At 43.3% G+C, this 15,244-nt stretch carries 9 protein-coding genes; 1 reads left to right on the top strand and 8 read right to left on the bottom strand.

Annotated features, from left to right (window positions below):
• Positions 1-13: 13 nt before the first annotated feature.
• From RG47T_RS13115 to RG47T_RS13150, 8 genes are all read right to left on the bottom strand, one after another.
• Positions 14-946: an RraA family protein gene (locus RG47T_RS13115; protein WP_074489895.1), complete on the bottom strand. Its 933-nt coding sequence runs from the start codon at positions 944-946 to the stop codon at positions 14-16.
• Between the two features lie 120 nt (positions 947-1,066).
• Positions 1,067-2,209 (bottom strand): mannonate dehydratase, encoded by a 1,143-nt coding sequence (locus RG47T_RS13120; RefSeq protein ID WP_074489896.1) that lies wholly within the window; start codon positions 2,207-2,209, stop codon positions 1,067-1,069.
• A 26-nt stretch (positions 2,210-2,235) separates the two neighbouring features.
• Complete coding sequence (locus RG47T_RS13125) at positions 2,236-3,768, bottom strand: SusD/RagB family nutrient-binding outer membrane lipoprotein (RefSeq protein ID WP_074489897.1); 1,533 nt, start codon at positions 3,766-3,768, stop codon at positions 2,236-2,238.
• A gap of 64 nt (positions 3,769-3,832) precedes the next feature.
• Positions 3,833-7,183, bottom strand: coding sequence for a SusC/RagA family TonB-linked outer membrane protein (locus tag RG47T_RS13130; RefSeq protein ID WP_083627564.1), 3,351 nt, complete (start codon positions 7,181-7,183; stop codon positions 3,833-3,835).
• A gap of 175 nt (positions 7,184-7,358) precedes the next feature.
• Positions 7,359-8,420 carry a FecR family protein gene (locus tag RG47T_RS13135; RefSeq protein ID WP_074489898.1) on the bottom strand — a complete coding sequence of 354 codons (1,062 nt, stop codon included), beginning with the start codon at positions 8,418-8,420 and terminating at the stop codon, positions 7,359-7,361.
• 78 nt (positions 8,421-8,498) lie between these two features.
• Positions 8,499-9,065 (bottom strand): sigma-70 family RNA polymerase sigma factor, encoded by a 567-nt coding sequence (locus RG47T_RS13140; RefSeq protein ID WP_074489899.1) that lies wholly within the window; start codon positions 9,063-9,065, stop codon positions 8,499-8,501.
• Positions 9,066-9,324: 259 nt separating this feature from the next.
• Entirely contained in the window at positions 9,325-11,724 is a 2,400-nt protein-coding gene (locus RG47T_RS13145) for a glycoside hydrolase family 127 protein (protein ID WP_074489900.1), read from the bottom strand.
• Between the two features lie 55 nt (positions 11,725-11,779).
• Positions 11,780-14,143, bottom strand: coding sequence for a glycoside hydrolase family 127 protein (locus tag RG47T_RS13150; protein ID WP_074493413.1), 2,364 nt, complete (start codon positions 14,141-14,143; stop codon positions 11,780-11,782).
• A 352-nt stretch (positions 14,144-14,495) separates the two neighbouring features.
• On the opposite strand from RG47T_RS13150, the gene RG47T_RS26410 reads away from it, so the two are divergent.
• Positions 14,496-15,244: TonB-dependent receptor plug domain-containing protein (locus RG47T_RS26410; RefSeq protein WP_216351053.1), on the top strand; the 749-nt coding region annotated here is incomplete at its 3' end.

Here is a 15,244-nt window from a genome sequence, read left to right on the forward strand (position 1 = left end):
GCTGAACGCTGTATTAGTAGTTACGATCTTTCATGTACTCGTCCAGTTCTTTTTGAGTCATCGGTAATTTGCCCGGGTAATGCTTCAGCCAGTCTAAAAAGTCTTTCTTAATATCATCGCTCCATTTGCTGTCAATTTGCCCGGTCAGGTATTTTTTTTCGCGCAGGCGTTGGTGGCCAAATTCGTCGCGCAGTTCGGTAACTTCCGATGTCAGCACCAGGTCTTGCACCAAATAGGCAGGAATAAATATGGCTCCGTATTTTTTAGCTAAAACCACATCGCCGGGTAATACTACTGCCCTACCCACGCGGATTGGTGCATTAATCGAGGTCAGCATCATTTCTTTAATATATGATGGATCGCTGCCTTTGATCCAGGCATTAAAGCCTTTGATCTCGCTCAGCCCTTCTACATCGCGTACAGAACCGTAAAAAATTACGCCCCGGTGCGATTTGGCATATATAGAGTTACCCAGGTTATCGCCAATTAAAGTACCGTCGGCCATTTTACCGTAACCATCAGCCACGTAAACATCACCATCGGTTAAAATATCAATAGGCCACGAGTTGGTGCCGCCTTGCTGTCCGCGCCCTTCTGCCTTACCCTGTTCCTGTACAACAGAGATCAGATCCGGCCGTGATGGCATGTATTGTGCCGTAACTACACGGCCCACCATGGCGCTATCAGGTGTAATGATCTGCCAATCGCCTTCAAATTGATTAGAGAAACCTTTATTCTTCAGCACCCCCCAGGCCTCTTCTATCGAAATGTTTTTCAGGCGAGCCAGCAATGCGTCGGATACTTTGGGGCGGCCATCGGCAAAACGTTCGCCTTTCCAGTTAGCCGTCAGGGTTTTAATATATTCGGGCGAAGAACCTACCCGTTGCGCCCGGGCAAAAGAGCTCCCCATAATTAACAGGGCAGCCAGTGCAATTCTTTTGTTCATATTTGGTTGGTTTTTAATTGGTTTTTTACTGGATAGATGCGTTGCCGTGAAATTGCAATGCGACCGGACTTATCAGGCCGGCCGCAACTACAAACAAGTAATCAATCAATATACAAAGTTTTAAGATCTGTTTTTATTTCTTACCACAGCATCCATTAAGCCGCGGATATAACCATGGGCATATAAAATACCGATGGTGCTGTATCCAGGGAACGAATTACTATCTCCGGCCATGGTTGGTACGTGATCTGGCCGAAGCGGCCCTTTAAAGCCGATATCATAATACGCCTCCATCGCTTTGTACATATCAATCTGGCCTTCGTCGTGGAAAGTCTCCTCGAACTTAAACTTGCCGCCGCGTACATTGCGGAAGTGTACAAAATGGATCTTCTCTTTACCAAAATGGTGTACCGTAGTTGGGATATCAACCCCCATCAGCGAGAAATTACCCTGGCACATGGTGATCCCATTATTCGGGCTCGGATACAATTTCAATGCCCTGTCAAAATTGGGTACTGTGGTCATAATTCGTGAGATCCCTTTAATACTATCCACCTGCGGGTCGTCCGGGTGCAGGGCCAGTTTTATACCGGCCTTTTCTGCTTCGGGCACTACCGCCTTCATAAAATATTCCAGGTTTTTCCAAAGGATTTCTTTGGTTACCACGCCGTATTTGGTTATTGGAGCATCCTTAATATCATTATAATCAAAAGCGGTAACCAATGCTCCGCCCCGGCCCGGCTTATCCATACTGGTACGAAACCAGCTTACAACCGGCATCCAGTTATAGCAAATGGTATCAATGCCTGCCTTAGACAGGTTTTTCATAAAGGTAATAAAGTTGGCTATCTCCTCATCACGCCCTTCCAAACCCAGCTTGGTTTTTTCGCCAAGCGATGGGGGGCCTTCAATTACCCGGAGTTTTAAACCTACCTTATCCCAGGCATCAACCGTGGCTTTAATAGCCTCATAATCCCAGGGTTTGGCATCGGGGCCGGCCAGTTTGGCGTTAATACCACCTACAGCCCCTAGTACGTCCATTTGTTTGGTAAGGGCAATTTTGCGCTCTTCCATCCCTGCAAAATAGGCTTCGCATAAATGCATACCGGCATCGCGGGCATAAGCGGCCTGCGCCTTTGCCTGCCTGGTATGTTCATCAGCAATATTAAGGATATCGGCTGCCGAAACAACCGTTCCGCCCAAAGAGAGTGCCGCGGCCAGCGAAGCAGTCTTCTTAATAAAATCCCTGCGGTTATCTTTCATAATCAGCGTATTTAATTATTGGTAGGTTATTGCTTATCCCACCAAACCCGGGTGGTAAACAGGTCAGCTCCCTGGCGGCTAATAGCTGTAGTAATGTTAGGGTTTACACCATATTCGCTTGTTGGGTATTTTAACCTACGTGGTATAGTTCCGTTGGTTTCATTACCAACCGGGTTAAGATTTACCAATACCGGGTAACCGCTTCTTCTCCAGTTGGCCCATGCTTCGATATGATTAAAGGTAGCAGCATCCAGTAAAAATATTTCGGTATGGATGGCTTTCATCTTATCGTCAATGGTGCCGGCTGCAGGATATGGGTTTTTAGCAGCATAATTGGCCATACCTGCTGCGCTTGGTGTTAACCCGTAAATAGATACCTGTTTTAAGGCGCTTAATTGTCCGTCTTTAAAAGCATCGGCAGCAAGGCCGCCTGTGGTTACATAACCTCTTTCAATGGCTTCGGCCAATAGTAGTTTAGCTTCGGCGTAGCTCATAAAAATCCATGAATTAGCCAGGGCAATCATAGGGGTTGACGGGCGGGAGTAATTATCAAGCACGGTAACCGGCAACTTGGTTAAACCATTGGCATCAGTTGCGTTAGGTAAACCCAATTGCTTAGCAGTAGTGGTATCACCGCCTTTTAAAGCCGAGATAATATTTAAACGCGGGTCCTTGCGGCTCAGCATCATATCAATCAACGTTTTAGACCATAGCGCACCATTTACAGCAGATACATTTTGCCCGCTTGGGTTAAAGATCCACGAGTTAGGGTTTGAGTTTAACTGCGCACCTGTATTATCGTAGCGAATAGCAATGGTTTCATCATTGCTGGCTATTATACCTCCTGCAACCGCTTTAGCGCTCCATGTAGCAGCCGAAGCCGGGTCTATTTTTTGAAGCCTTAAAGCTAAACGCAGCATTATCGTATAAGCAGCGCGCTTCCATTTGGCAACATCACCACTGTATATATAATCTGCCTTGGTTGGTATATAAGCTGTGGGGCTTAAAGCCACTGCAGCCTGGTCCAGCTCTTTCAGCATATCTGCGTAAATATCCTTTTGGGCATCATATTTAGGCGTAAAATTATTATCCAGAAAAGCCCTGCCTGCCTCAGAATAAGGCACATCGCCATACAGATCGGTAATTTTCTCAAAGTCCATCACCTTTAATATGCGTGCCATAGATAGCACATTCACATTTTTAGGATCTGCTTGGGCCTGGTTAATTAAGTTTACCAGACTTTTGATATCATTTGGATAAGCCGAATCGAAATAAGCTGTAAAGGTGTTGCTGGCGCTGGTGTAAAAGTTACCGCCGTAAAAGCCGGCATCTGTTGATGCCATTTGTTGTATAATACAGGCTGCATTGGCAATGTTTGGCCGCCATGATTTTCCACCGGCATCGTTTGATCCGGCTACCATAAGCTGGGATTCGCCCAGCAGATAATCTATCGGTACTGTTGATGGCTTGTTAGGGTCGACATTGATTTTTTGGAAATCTTTAGTACAAGATCCCAACAATATCATCAGGCAAAATATAATCGAAATTCTCTTTGTCATGATCGTAGTTTTTTAGGGCTGAATGACCGGTTTATGAATCATCCTTAAACCCATTAAAATTTTGTTAGAACTTAACGTTTAGGTTTAAACCAAGCGTCCTTGTTGCGGGTGCACCGGCATACTCAAGCCCCTGTGCGTTACTGCTGTTATAGGTAGATTCCGGATCGATGTTCGGGATCCGTTTCATCAATGTAAACAGGTTACGCCCTACCAGCCCTAAAGAAACATCCTTAATTGGCGTGCCTTTAAGTTTCGAATTAGGGATACTGTAATTCAGCACCACCTGCCTTAACTTGATAAAATCTGACGAAAACACATTGATGGTTGCAATTTTACTATACAGGTTGCCCCAATAAGCTTGTGCGTTTGCAGCTACCGTATTTGGCTGCCCGGCCTGGTTTACACCCTTGCCTACAATGCCGCCTTCGCGGCCTTCCAGAGTTTCTTTAGCCAAACCAAAGCGGTAAGCAAATGCATTTGAACCAGAGTAAATGTGACCGCCAAACTTACCATCAACCAAAAAGCTGAACGATAAACGTTTGTATCTGAATGTATTGGTAAAACCCAATTGATAGGGCGATACGCCCGAACCAAAGTTTTTTAAATTACCCTGAAGCGGTAAACCGGAAGCATCATAAACGATGTTACCCGCGGCATCGCGTTTAAAATCAAACCCAACAATCTGGCTGTAAGGCAAGCCCACAGTTTGTTGTATAAAGGCTGAACCATACCGTCCCTGGTCTACACGCAGGGTGGTTAAACCACCGTACAAACTAAGCACTTCGCTTTTGTTGTAGCCCATATTAATGGAAGCATCCCAGGTAAAGCTGTTGGTTTTAACCGGCGTAAAACCGAGTAACAACTCAATACCTTTATTGCTGATAGCGCCTACGTTAAACAGTGCTGTATTAAAACCAGATGCTCCCGAAATGGTAGCGCCTACGATATCGTTAGTGGTTTTACGATTATAAAAAGTAAGATCGAGTGTTAACCTATTTTTAAATAAACGGGTTTCGATACCGGCCTCTGTGGTAGTTGATGTTAATGGCTGCAGGTTTGGATTAGGTACTTGGCTACTGCTGATGACCGCAGTTGGCGAACCCAAATGCGCACCGTTTAACTGGTAATACAGCGACAGGTTATAAGGGTCGGTATCACCACCAGATTGTGCCCATGAGGTTCTTACCTTTAAGTAATCGATCACGTTGGGCAATTTAAATGCCTCAGATACCACAAAGCTGCCACCTACTGATGGATACAACAGGCTGTTTTTGCCTTTAGCAAGGGTAGAGAACCAATCGTTACGGGCAGTACCGGTTAAATACAGGAAGCTTTTGTAAGAAATCTCTGCCGACGAATAAACCGAATTAATCCGTTTTTCAATATATGCCTGTGACAGGGTACGCGCCGAAGGGTCGATATTAGAGATGTCGTAAAAGAAAGGAATGTTGAAGGCGTTTGTACCGCCATAATCATTAGCATTGGTAGCCTGTTTCATTAAGTTACCTGCTACTAATGCGTTTACATTAAAATCTTTAGCAAAGTTTTTATTAACACCCAATAAGGCTTCCATATTGGTTTCGGTAAAATCTCTTTTGTTTACCTGGTATAAACCGCGAATTTCGTAAGCGGTACCATAAGGTTCAATAGTGGTATTATCATAGTTAAAATGATCGATACCAAAACGGCCTTTTACGTACAACCAATCTGTAAACTGATACTTAGGCTCGAATGAACCGATCAGCCTTCGCTTTTTGTCGTCTTGTTTAAAGTCTTCCTCGGCGTAGTAAGGGTTGGTTGTAAATGTGTTATCAGACCAGGCCAGTTCATAGCCGTTGGCATCGTACTTAGATTGCCTTAATACATCAACACCCAACGAGGTTGGTAAGGCATCCAGCGTAAATGCTGCATTACCCGGCGAATCATTTACACGCGGCCTGTTATGATTTTTTTCGTCGCTGTATTTGGTGTTCAATACAAAACTGAAGTGTTTGCCCGAGTTACCGTTGAGGTTTAAAGCAAAGTTATCGCGCTTTAAAGTATTGGTTGGTAAAACGCCTTTATAATCTAAGCGGGTGTAGGAAAAACGGTACCTGATGTTATCACTTGCACCGCTTAACGCAAACGAGCTGGAGAATGAAGAACCCATGTTGTAGAAATTACTCAGATTATTTTTTTGCGCTACATAAGGGCGTAAAATACCATCGTAAAACATGGCCTGGGTACCATCTAATTTACCGCCCCAGCTAAAACGACCTGTTTTGGCCTGTGCTATCGTAGTTGGTTTTACACCGCCTGTACCACTACCATATTCATACTGGTAATCGTTAAAGTGCTTGTATAAAATATCTTCAACAACGGCGTTCTCGTTAAACTCTACACCAAAACCCTTACCTGCCTTGGCAGATTTGGTCGTGAATAATATCGCACCGTTTGATGCCCTTGAACCGTATAGTGCCGCAGCAGTAGCGCCTTTAAGTACACTCACCGATTCAATTTCATCGGGGTTAATGCTCGAGATCCCATCGCCCCTGTCAGAACCTGCGTAGGTTCCGTTGCTGATAGAAACCGTAGAACCCAATAACGCATTATCATTATTAATGGGCACACCATCAACCACAATAAGCGGCTGGTTATTGCCCGATATAGACCCATTACCACGGATAGTTATACGGCTGGAACCGTTTGCCCCTGTGGCAGGCATAGACAGGTTTAAACCCGCCACCTTACCTTCCAGCGAACTGGCTACGTTAACGCTGCGGGCTTCGGTAAACTCCTGGCCTTTTAATTCGGTAACGGCATAACCCAGGGCTTTCTTTTCTTTTCTGATACCCAGGGCCGTAACCACTACCTCGCTCAGCGATTTCACATCGTTTTGCAGGGTGATGTTTACGGTGGTAACATCATTAATTTCAACTTCCTGTGTGGTGTAGCCTACATAAGAGAATACCAGTACACCTTTGTTGGGCACCTTTAGCGAGTAACTTCCTTGTATATCTGTAGTAGTAGCTATGTTGGTGCCTTTAAGTTTGATACCTACACCGGGGAGGGTTTCGCCCTTGGCATCTTTTACGATACCTTTGATGGTTAAATCAACAATGGCTTCCGTTTTAGGGGCTACTATAACCACTAAACCATCGCCAAATACCTGGTATTTTAATTTGGTATCTTTTAACAGCAGCTGCAATGCATCCAGGGCAGGTGTGTCTTTAACAGTTAGCGAAACCCCTTTCTCTAAAGAGAGGTCTTCTTCGCTGTATAATAGTCTGATTTTACCTTTTTGCTGTAATACACTGAATGCTTTTTTAAGCTGCATCTCATGGATATCCATATTAACCTTAACACCCTGAGAGTAACTGCTTGCAGTTACATTCAGGCATGTTAAAAAAGTAAATATTACAACCCAGTTGAGCATTAAAAGGACCTTTTTTGGGAAAAATTTAAAGAGAATTTCAATAGATAAAACTTTATTGCATAGTTTATCAATTTTCATAATTTTGAGTCTTAATTGTAAAAAATCTGAAATAGCAGGGATTCCCTGCTTTAGGGTTCAAGGCGGAGAATGTTGGCGCATTGTCCGCTTTGTTTTTTTAGTAAATCGTTACGTCATGGGCTTTAATTTTAAAGTTGAACGGTTTAATTAATTTCATGGCCGTTAATGCCTCAGTTAAGTCTTCTTTGTCAAAAACCCCGGTAAAATGATAGGCGTTAACCTCACTGTTCCGGATATCTAATTTTATATTGTACCAGCGTTCCAGTTTGGGGGCTATTTCTTCAAAGGTTTCATTATTAAAAACCAGCTGGTTATCCACCCACGATGTTTCTTCGGTATATTCTTTACCTGCCAGTTTCACCGGCAATACGTTCTGTATCATCATGGTCACGATGGGCTGTGCAGCTGCGGCAACATTTAATACTTTTACCTTATTATCAATCAGCGCAAATTTCTCTGCCGGTTTAAGGATTACTTTTTCGGCATTCTGGCTGTTCACGGTAAGTTCGATAGAACCTCTTATCAGTGTGGTTTCGGTTTTCTTGTCTTTAGGATAGGCTTTGATATTAAAAGCAGTACCCAAAACCTTTACACTTATTTTATCGGTAGCAATTATAAAGGGATGCTTTTTATCGTGCGCTACATCAAAGTAGGCCTCGCCGATGAGGCGTACCTGGCGGGTACTGCGGCTCATCATATCTTTATCATATTCCAGCTTACTGTCTGAGTTTAGCCAAACCTGGGTACCATCAGGCAGGATCATTTTTTTACGCATTCCTTCACCCGAGAATATGGCTGTATTGTAAACCGGCACAATTGCACGTTGCTGTGAGCGATAGGTGAACAAGCCGCCCAAAATTAAAATGAATACCAGGCTGCATGCCGCAACAAGATACCTGCCCGCCTTGAAATGATTAAACGCCGTAACATTTTGTTCGGCAAAAACCAGCTTATCCTGGTATTTTAAGCGATGGAGATGGTAGTTATATTCGTTGTCTTCCGCTTCTTCTTTATTATGAAAAAGTTGATTCAATAATTCCTCATGGTAAACAGATTCCGGGCTTTTAGCCATCAGATCATCCAATTCGGATAGATCTTCGGGCGTAGCTTCGCCGGAAAGTTTAAGCGCAAGTAATTCAATTACTGTTCTCTGAGGCATGTTCGGGAAGAGGATTATTATTGGTTATATGTGTAAGACAATAATAACTGGCGAACTCCCTAGTAGGAAAGTAAATATTTATACCAGATTAAATTCTTTGTTTAAAATACCGGTTATTTTTTTGAGTGCAGCTACCAGGTGGGCATCAACCGTTTTAACAGAAATGTTGAGTATTTCTGCAACCTCCTTATAACTAAAACCATCCTCCTTTATTAATTTAAACACCAGTTTGCCCTTGGGCGGCAGTTGGTTAATACTGTGTTCTATTTGGTTTTTAAGTTCGCTGCTGATCAGGATCTGCTCGGGTGTTTCGTTATCCAAAAATATATCTATGCTGATGTCATTAATGGATACAACATCCGACTTTGCATTTTTTTTGATGATGTTTAAAGACAGGTTACGCGCAATTATAAAAGCATAAGAATGAACATTTTGTACCAGCGGCAGCTCGGCCCGGCGTTGCCAAAGGATAAACAATACATCGCTGGCCACCTCTTCGGCAAGTTCGCGTGATTTTAGTAAGCAAAATGAAAATCGCCTTAGTGGGTTAAATAAATTATTAAACAGAGCTTTGTAAGCGGCTTCGCTATTATGGACAGCTAAGTCGTTAATAATCTCTGTTAAGAAAGGGGTTTTCTTAAACATCGGGTTACAATTGGCAACCAAACTTAATGATTTACAATCTTTAAAACAGCAACATTAATAACAAATAGTGATACTTTATTTGCAGGGTTATAGTGTTAATAATACACTTGCTAACTGAATTTAACAAGCAATTAAGCACGATATGTATGTTTTAAATACCGTTTTTAACTAAAAAAATAACCCTCCCGGTAAAAGCAGGAGGGTTATTTTTCGCAGCATAAAATAAATTGGTATACTTTACTGATAAAAGCTGTAGTAATTATTTAACAATCCACTCATGAATACCGGCAGAGTTATCGTCCGGCAGCTGAACTTCCATTTTTAAGGCTGTAGTTTTTACAGGTTTAAACAAAACGGTATTGTAATTATCTTTAGCAATAGCATAAGGCGAGGTATTATTTACCGGCACCCATTGCCCGTCTTTTTTGTAATAAATTTTGTATGATACCGGGATCCGGCAACCGCCCCATGGTCCATCGTCATACCAGTACACCTTTGATTCAGACACCTCGTGTTCTTCTTTAAAATCGTACTGCACAAACTCTAACGATTTTGTATTAGGCCACCAGTGCAGGTATGGGAAGTTGGTATCTTTAGAGTCTGCAGGCTCATATTGGTCGTTAATAGCGGCATTCATTTTAGCGCTTTTTGCCGATGAGGTTACCTTGCTGGTACTTGCAATGGTTGGCGCAGGTTTTGGTTTAGCTGCCGAGGCTTCGTAAGGTATCCACACCGTCATTTCGCTTGGCCCGCGGTTGGCCCAGGCATAGTACGGTATAGCGGTAACATTTTGGTCTGTTTGGATTACATGATCTGTACCAGCCTGTATTTTGCCGCTTTTACCTTTTACGGTAATTACCTCTACACCATTCAATAAATCGGGCATGTAATGCGATTCTGTTTTAGCAGATCTGTCAACCACGATATTCTGTACCAGGCTGTCTCTGTTGTCAGGCCCTTCCAGGCAATAAACTACCGGGCCGCGCTGAAAAGCAAAGCGGTTTACATCATCTTTAATCTGTGCGTTGGCCATTACCTTCTCAGTTTCCATAGGCAGGTCTACAACTACCTTGTCGCCTTTTTTCCAGTTACGCTTTAAAACGGCATACCCTTTTTCGGTAATAAAAGATTGCGGCTTGCCATTGATCTTAATCATTACCGGCAAGGTTTTGGTTGCAGTAAAGGTATACAGATCGCCGGGTACAGGTTTTTGCTGCGCCCATCCAGGTATGCGCACGCGTAATGTAAAGTCGCCGCTTTTAGCCGGATTTACCGTGATATCTATTTTACCATTCCAGGGATAGTTGGTATTCTGTACAATATTTACTTTACCACTGCTGAGCATAATATTGCTACTGTTGCTCATAAACAGGTTGATGTACAGGTTATTTTTGTCTTTAGCATATACATAGCCCGGTACCGAAGGCAAAAAGCGGGTCATGTTAGAAATACAGCAGGCACAACTAATCCAGGCACTGCGCTGGTGCTGATTAATAGATGCCAGCGGATTGGGATAGAAAAAGCGGTTACCGCTTAATGATACGCCCGACAATAAACCGTTATACAAGGTACGCTCCAGCACATCGATGTATTTAGAATCGCCATGCAGTAAAAACATGCGGCTGTTCCAGTAAACATTACCAATAGCCGCACAGGTTTCGGCATAGGCCGACATGTTGGGCAACTGATAGGCATCGCCAAAGGCTTCGCCTGCATTGGTGGCTCCAATACCACCTGTAATATATAATTTCTTATTCACTACATCGCCCCAGATATCATCAATAGCAGCCAAGTAATGGCTATCACCGGTTAAGGCGGCCACATCAGCCATGCCGGTATACATATAGGCTGCACGTACAGCATGCCCTTCGGCCACGTGCTGATCGATCACTTTTTTATCGGCCTGGTTATAAGAGTCGCCTTTAGGCCCGCGTACATCCAAAAAGAATTTAGCCAGCGTTAAATATTGCTTGTTGCCGGTTACCCGGTATAATTTAGTGAGGCCTATCTCAACAATCTGATGGCCGGGATATTCCTCTACCTTGCCGGGGCCAAAATCTTTCACCAGCAGGTCGGCGTTTTTAATAGCGATGTTGAGCAAAGTTTTTTTACCGGTCGACTGGTAGTGCGCCACCGCAGCCTCATAAAGGTGGCCTGCGTTATACAGTTCGTGGCTTAGCTCCTCTTCCTTTTCCCAGCGTTTGGTACCAATCCAGGGGTGTGGCGTTTTGGCATTCACCGTTCTGAAGGTGTAGAGGTAGCCGTCCTTCTCCTGCGCTGCACCTATGATGGTAATCAGCGAATCAACCTGGCTGTCCAATTGCGGGTCTTTTTTAACCTGCATGGCGTATGATGCACCTTCTATTACCTTATAAATATCGGTATCGTCAAATGGGTATTCAGTCAGTTTGTCGCCGTCGAGCTCTTTTGCGGCTCGCAAAAAGTTATCAACCCGGCCATGTAATTTGCATTGCTGCAAAACATAAGGGATAGTTACTTTGGCATTTACCTCCATTTTAGGCTCCCAGAATTGGTCGTCCACGTGCACCTGGGTAAAAGGCACCGGCTGTATGGGGTAATCTTTTTGCTGGGCAAAAGCATTGCTCACGGTAACTATAGCTGCCAGGAATCCTAAACCCGATATAATATTTTTTGTCATCTATTTTTTCTGTCTCTTTTAAATTCTGTTAATTCTCAAATTCGGAGAATTCTGATCAATCTTTCACCACCCTGCTGCCGTAAACCGGGCCTACAGCATTAGCCTCTTTCGGCATTAACTTAACCGTCACCTTGGTTTTACCTTTGGTACGCTCAATAGGGATCTGGTAAGAGATATCATAAAAACGGCTCTCTTTATATTGGTTCAGGTCTTCAGAATTAATAGCAACACCATCAATCAAAATATCAAACTTACGGCCGCGGTTGTCCATGCCCCAATAGGTATTAATCATGGTATTCTGCGCGTTAGGATCAACCTTCATTTCGTACGACAAATAGCCGCCCTCCTCTGTTGCACGCCATTTACGCAGGTGCTCTTCGCCGGTCAAGGCCTTTTCGCTGGTAAAATTATGGTCGCGTTCGGGCTGCATTTCGCCGGGTCTTAACACATCCACGGTGTGAGCTTCCATTTCCTGCAGCTTTTTCTTTTGCTCGTCATAAGCTTTTTGCTGCACAGTCCAGGCATCGGGCGTAAATACATCCCAATACACGGTATAGTACTCATCTTTTGTGGTGTTAAAAGGCACCAGTTTAACATCGCCCGGTTTGCCCACCTTATTGGTACTGAAACTTAATTGCGATTTATCAACCATTTGCAGCCACTTAGCCGGGTCCTTTTCTGATGTTACCAGCACAGGCACACCCGAAACCGGATCGGGTTCTTTATTACCCAAAATACCTGCTAATAAAACCGGGCCGTAAAATACAGCCTTACGGTTAGCATTATCCGGCATGGCCTCGGTATATAAGTCTTCCGATAATGTCAGTTCAATTTTATCATTGGTTTTCCAGCGATGGTTTAAAACAATATAACCTTCGCTGTTCAGGTTCTCTGCCTGTTTTACACCATTAATAGTGATGGCTTGGTTACCGCTCCATTTTGGTTTACGGATTTTGATAGGTAGCAGCACCGGCTTGGCGGCGGTAATGGTAAAAGTAACATGGTTATTTACCGGCAAAGCAGTTTCTTGTTTTATGCTGATGCCTTTATCCTTATAGTTTAAAACCGAAGGGATAAAGAGGTTTACATAAACGCTACCATCTGCACCTCTAAAATAAATGCTCTCGTTATACTTTACATGGTTTTCCATACCCGAACCTACACAGCAGGTAAAGGTGGTAAACGGCGTGCTATATTCTTTTTTGCCCCCCATCCGTAACGAAACAAAGTAGCACATCATGCCATCATCATGGTTTTGCGAGGCCAGGATGTGGTTGTATAATGCCTTTTCGTAATAATCCATTAACCCGGCCGAAGGCTGCAGCGCAAACAGATGCCTGGTAAGCTTTAGCATGTTATAGGTATTACAAGTTTCGGTGGTGTTCTCAGTCAGTTTATCATTGAGTTTATTGGGTTCGCCCAGGTATTCGTAGTTACTATTGCCGCCTGTTACATAAGAGTGGTCTTCTGTAACTGTTTTCCAAAAGAAATCGGCAATCTCCTTATCTTTCTTATCACCATTTAATTCATACCTGCGCGCGCCTGCAATAACTTTAGGAATCTGGGTATTAGAGTGCTTGCCTGGCAGGTCATCCTCCTGCTTAGCCAGCGGATCGAGAATCCGTTTGTCATAGAACTTGTACGACAGGTCTAAATACTTCTTCTCTCCGGTTATGGCATATAAGTTAGCCAATGGCTCGGCCATACCGCCATACTCGCAGAACAACATTTTTTGCAATTGCTCATCGTTCAGGTTTTTCAAGGTTTGGCCAGTCCAGTCAGCCATGCCTTTACAAATGTTCAGTGCTTTAGTATTGTTAGCATATAAATAAGCATCCAGCAAACCGGCCATTACCTTATGCACGGTATACCAGGGCGACCAGCCACCATTTAAATCGAACCCACGCGAACGGATATCGCCTTTAGCAACTTCGGCCCAAATGGTATCTTCTTTAGGGATAGCACCTATATAGCCGGTTTTGCGCGCGCGCTGGCATTCGGCTAGTTGGTCAACCACATAATTAATACGCTTTAATACTACCGGGTTGCGGTTTGACGCATACAGCATAGAAATAGCAGACAAATAATGCCCCAATGTATGCCCGGCCAAACCCGATGATTCCCAACCTTCATACAAAGCGCCTTTAGGTTTTAAACCCGAGTGACTAAGAAAACCGGATAGCAACCTGTCGGGATCAATTGATAACAGATACTTTTCATCAGCCCGCATGGCTACTTTAAAGGGGCTCTCTAATAGTTGTACATCTTTAAGGTTAAATGCATAGGCTTTAACCGGTACGGCAAGCTTAACTTTCATCCGGGTATCATTCCACTCCGGCAGATACGACTGTGCTTTTACCTTGTTAACATTAACTAAACATACGGCAAGCAGCAATAGCCAGTTATTTTTATTTCGCATAGTGCTTTGTTTTTGAAAAAATATTGGTGCAGTAAAGTTAGGCGGCTTGTCTTTATAATAACTAATCATTTTTTGCAACTAATACCCGTATTTTATCCTAACGAATTAACCAATACAAGCCTGAATTATAAAAACGCACAAAAAACAGCTTAATTAATTGATTATTGACAACAAAATGCACAATTAATAATCATTATTTCCAAATCGGCCTAATTTTTAGTAATATTTATGTTAAGATATTGCAATTGTTAGCGAATTTTAGCAAAATCTTAATGTCAAACTAGCAATAGCTTTACAGTAATATCATTTTACTGCAACAATTAATTAAACATTAATTTCTTAAACTATTGTTATGAAGCTAAAACATGTACTTAAAAAGCTAACTTCTGCTTGCTTTTGTGTAGTGGTACTTTGTTGTAATGCTTATTCCCAAACGCTCCCCGTAAAAGGAAAAGTATTAGACATCAAAGGCGCACCACTACCCGGCGCAACTGTAAAAATCAAAGGCACAAGCAAGGGCACCACCACATCTGTAGATGGCTCGTTTGCACTGCAAGCGCCGCAAAATGCCACCATTATTATTTCTGCAATTGGGTATAACCCGCAGGAAGTGCCCGCCGGGCAAAGCATCTCTGTAAAACTAACAGAGAACAACCAAAGCCTTAACGAGGTAGTAGTAACCGCACTCGGTGTAAAAAGAGAAAAACGGGTACTTACTTACAGTACGCAACAAATTAAAAGCGACGAAATTCAACAATCAAAAGATCCCAACCTGGTTAATGCATTAGATGGTAAGGTATCTGGCGTACAGGTAACCACATCATCTGGTACACCGGGTAGTTCATCGAGCATCGTTATCAGGGGGGCATCTTCCTTTTACGGCAGCAACCAGGCCCTAATGGTAATTGATGGTATCCCGGTTAATAATGACGAAACCGGTAACCTTAACCAAGGCCCCGGTACAAACCGCCTGGCAGATATCGACCCATCAATTATTGAAAGTATGGACGTGTTAAAAGGCTCGGCAGCTACCGCACTTTATGGTTCGGCAGGTGCTGCGGGTGTAATTATCATCACCACCAAAAGCGGTGCTAAAGATAA

The organism is Mucilaginibacter polytrichastri, assembly GCF_001911425.1.
Taxonomy (GTDB): domain Bacteria; phylum Bacteroidota; class Bacteroidia; order Sphingobacteriales; family Sphingobacteriaceae; genus Mucilaginibacter; species Mucilaginibacter polytrichastri.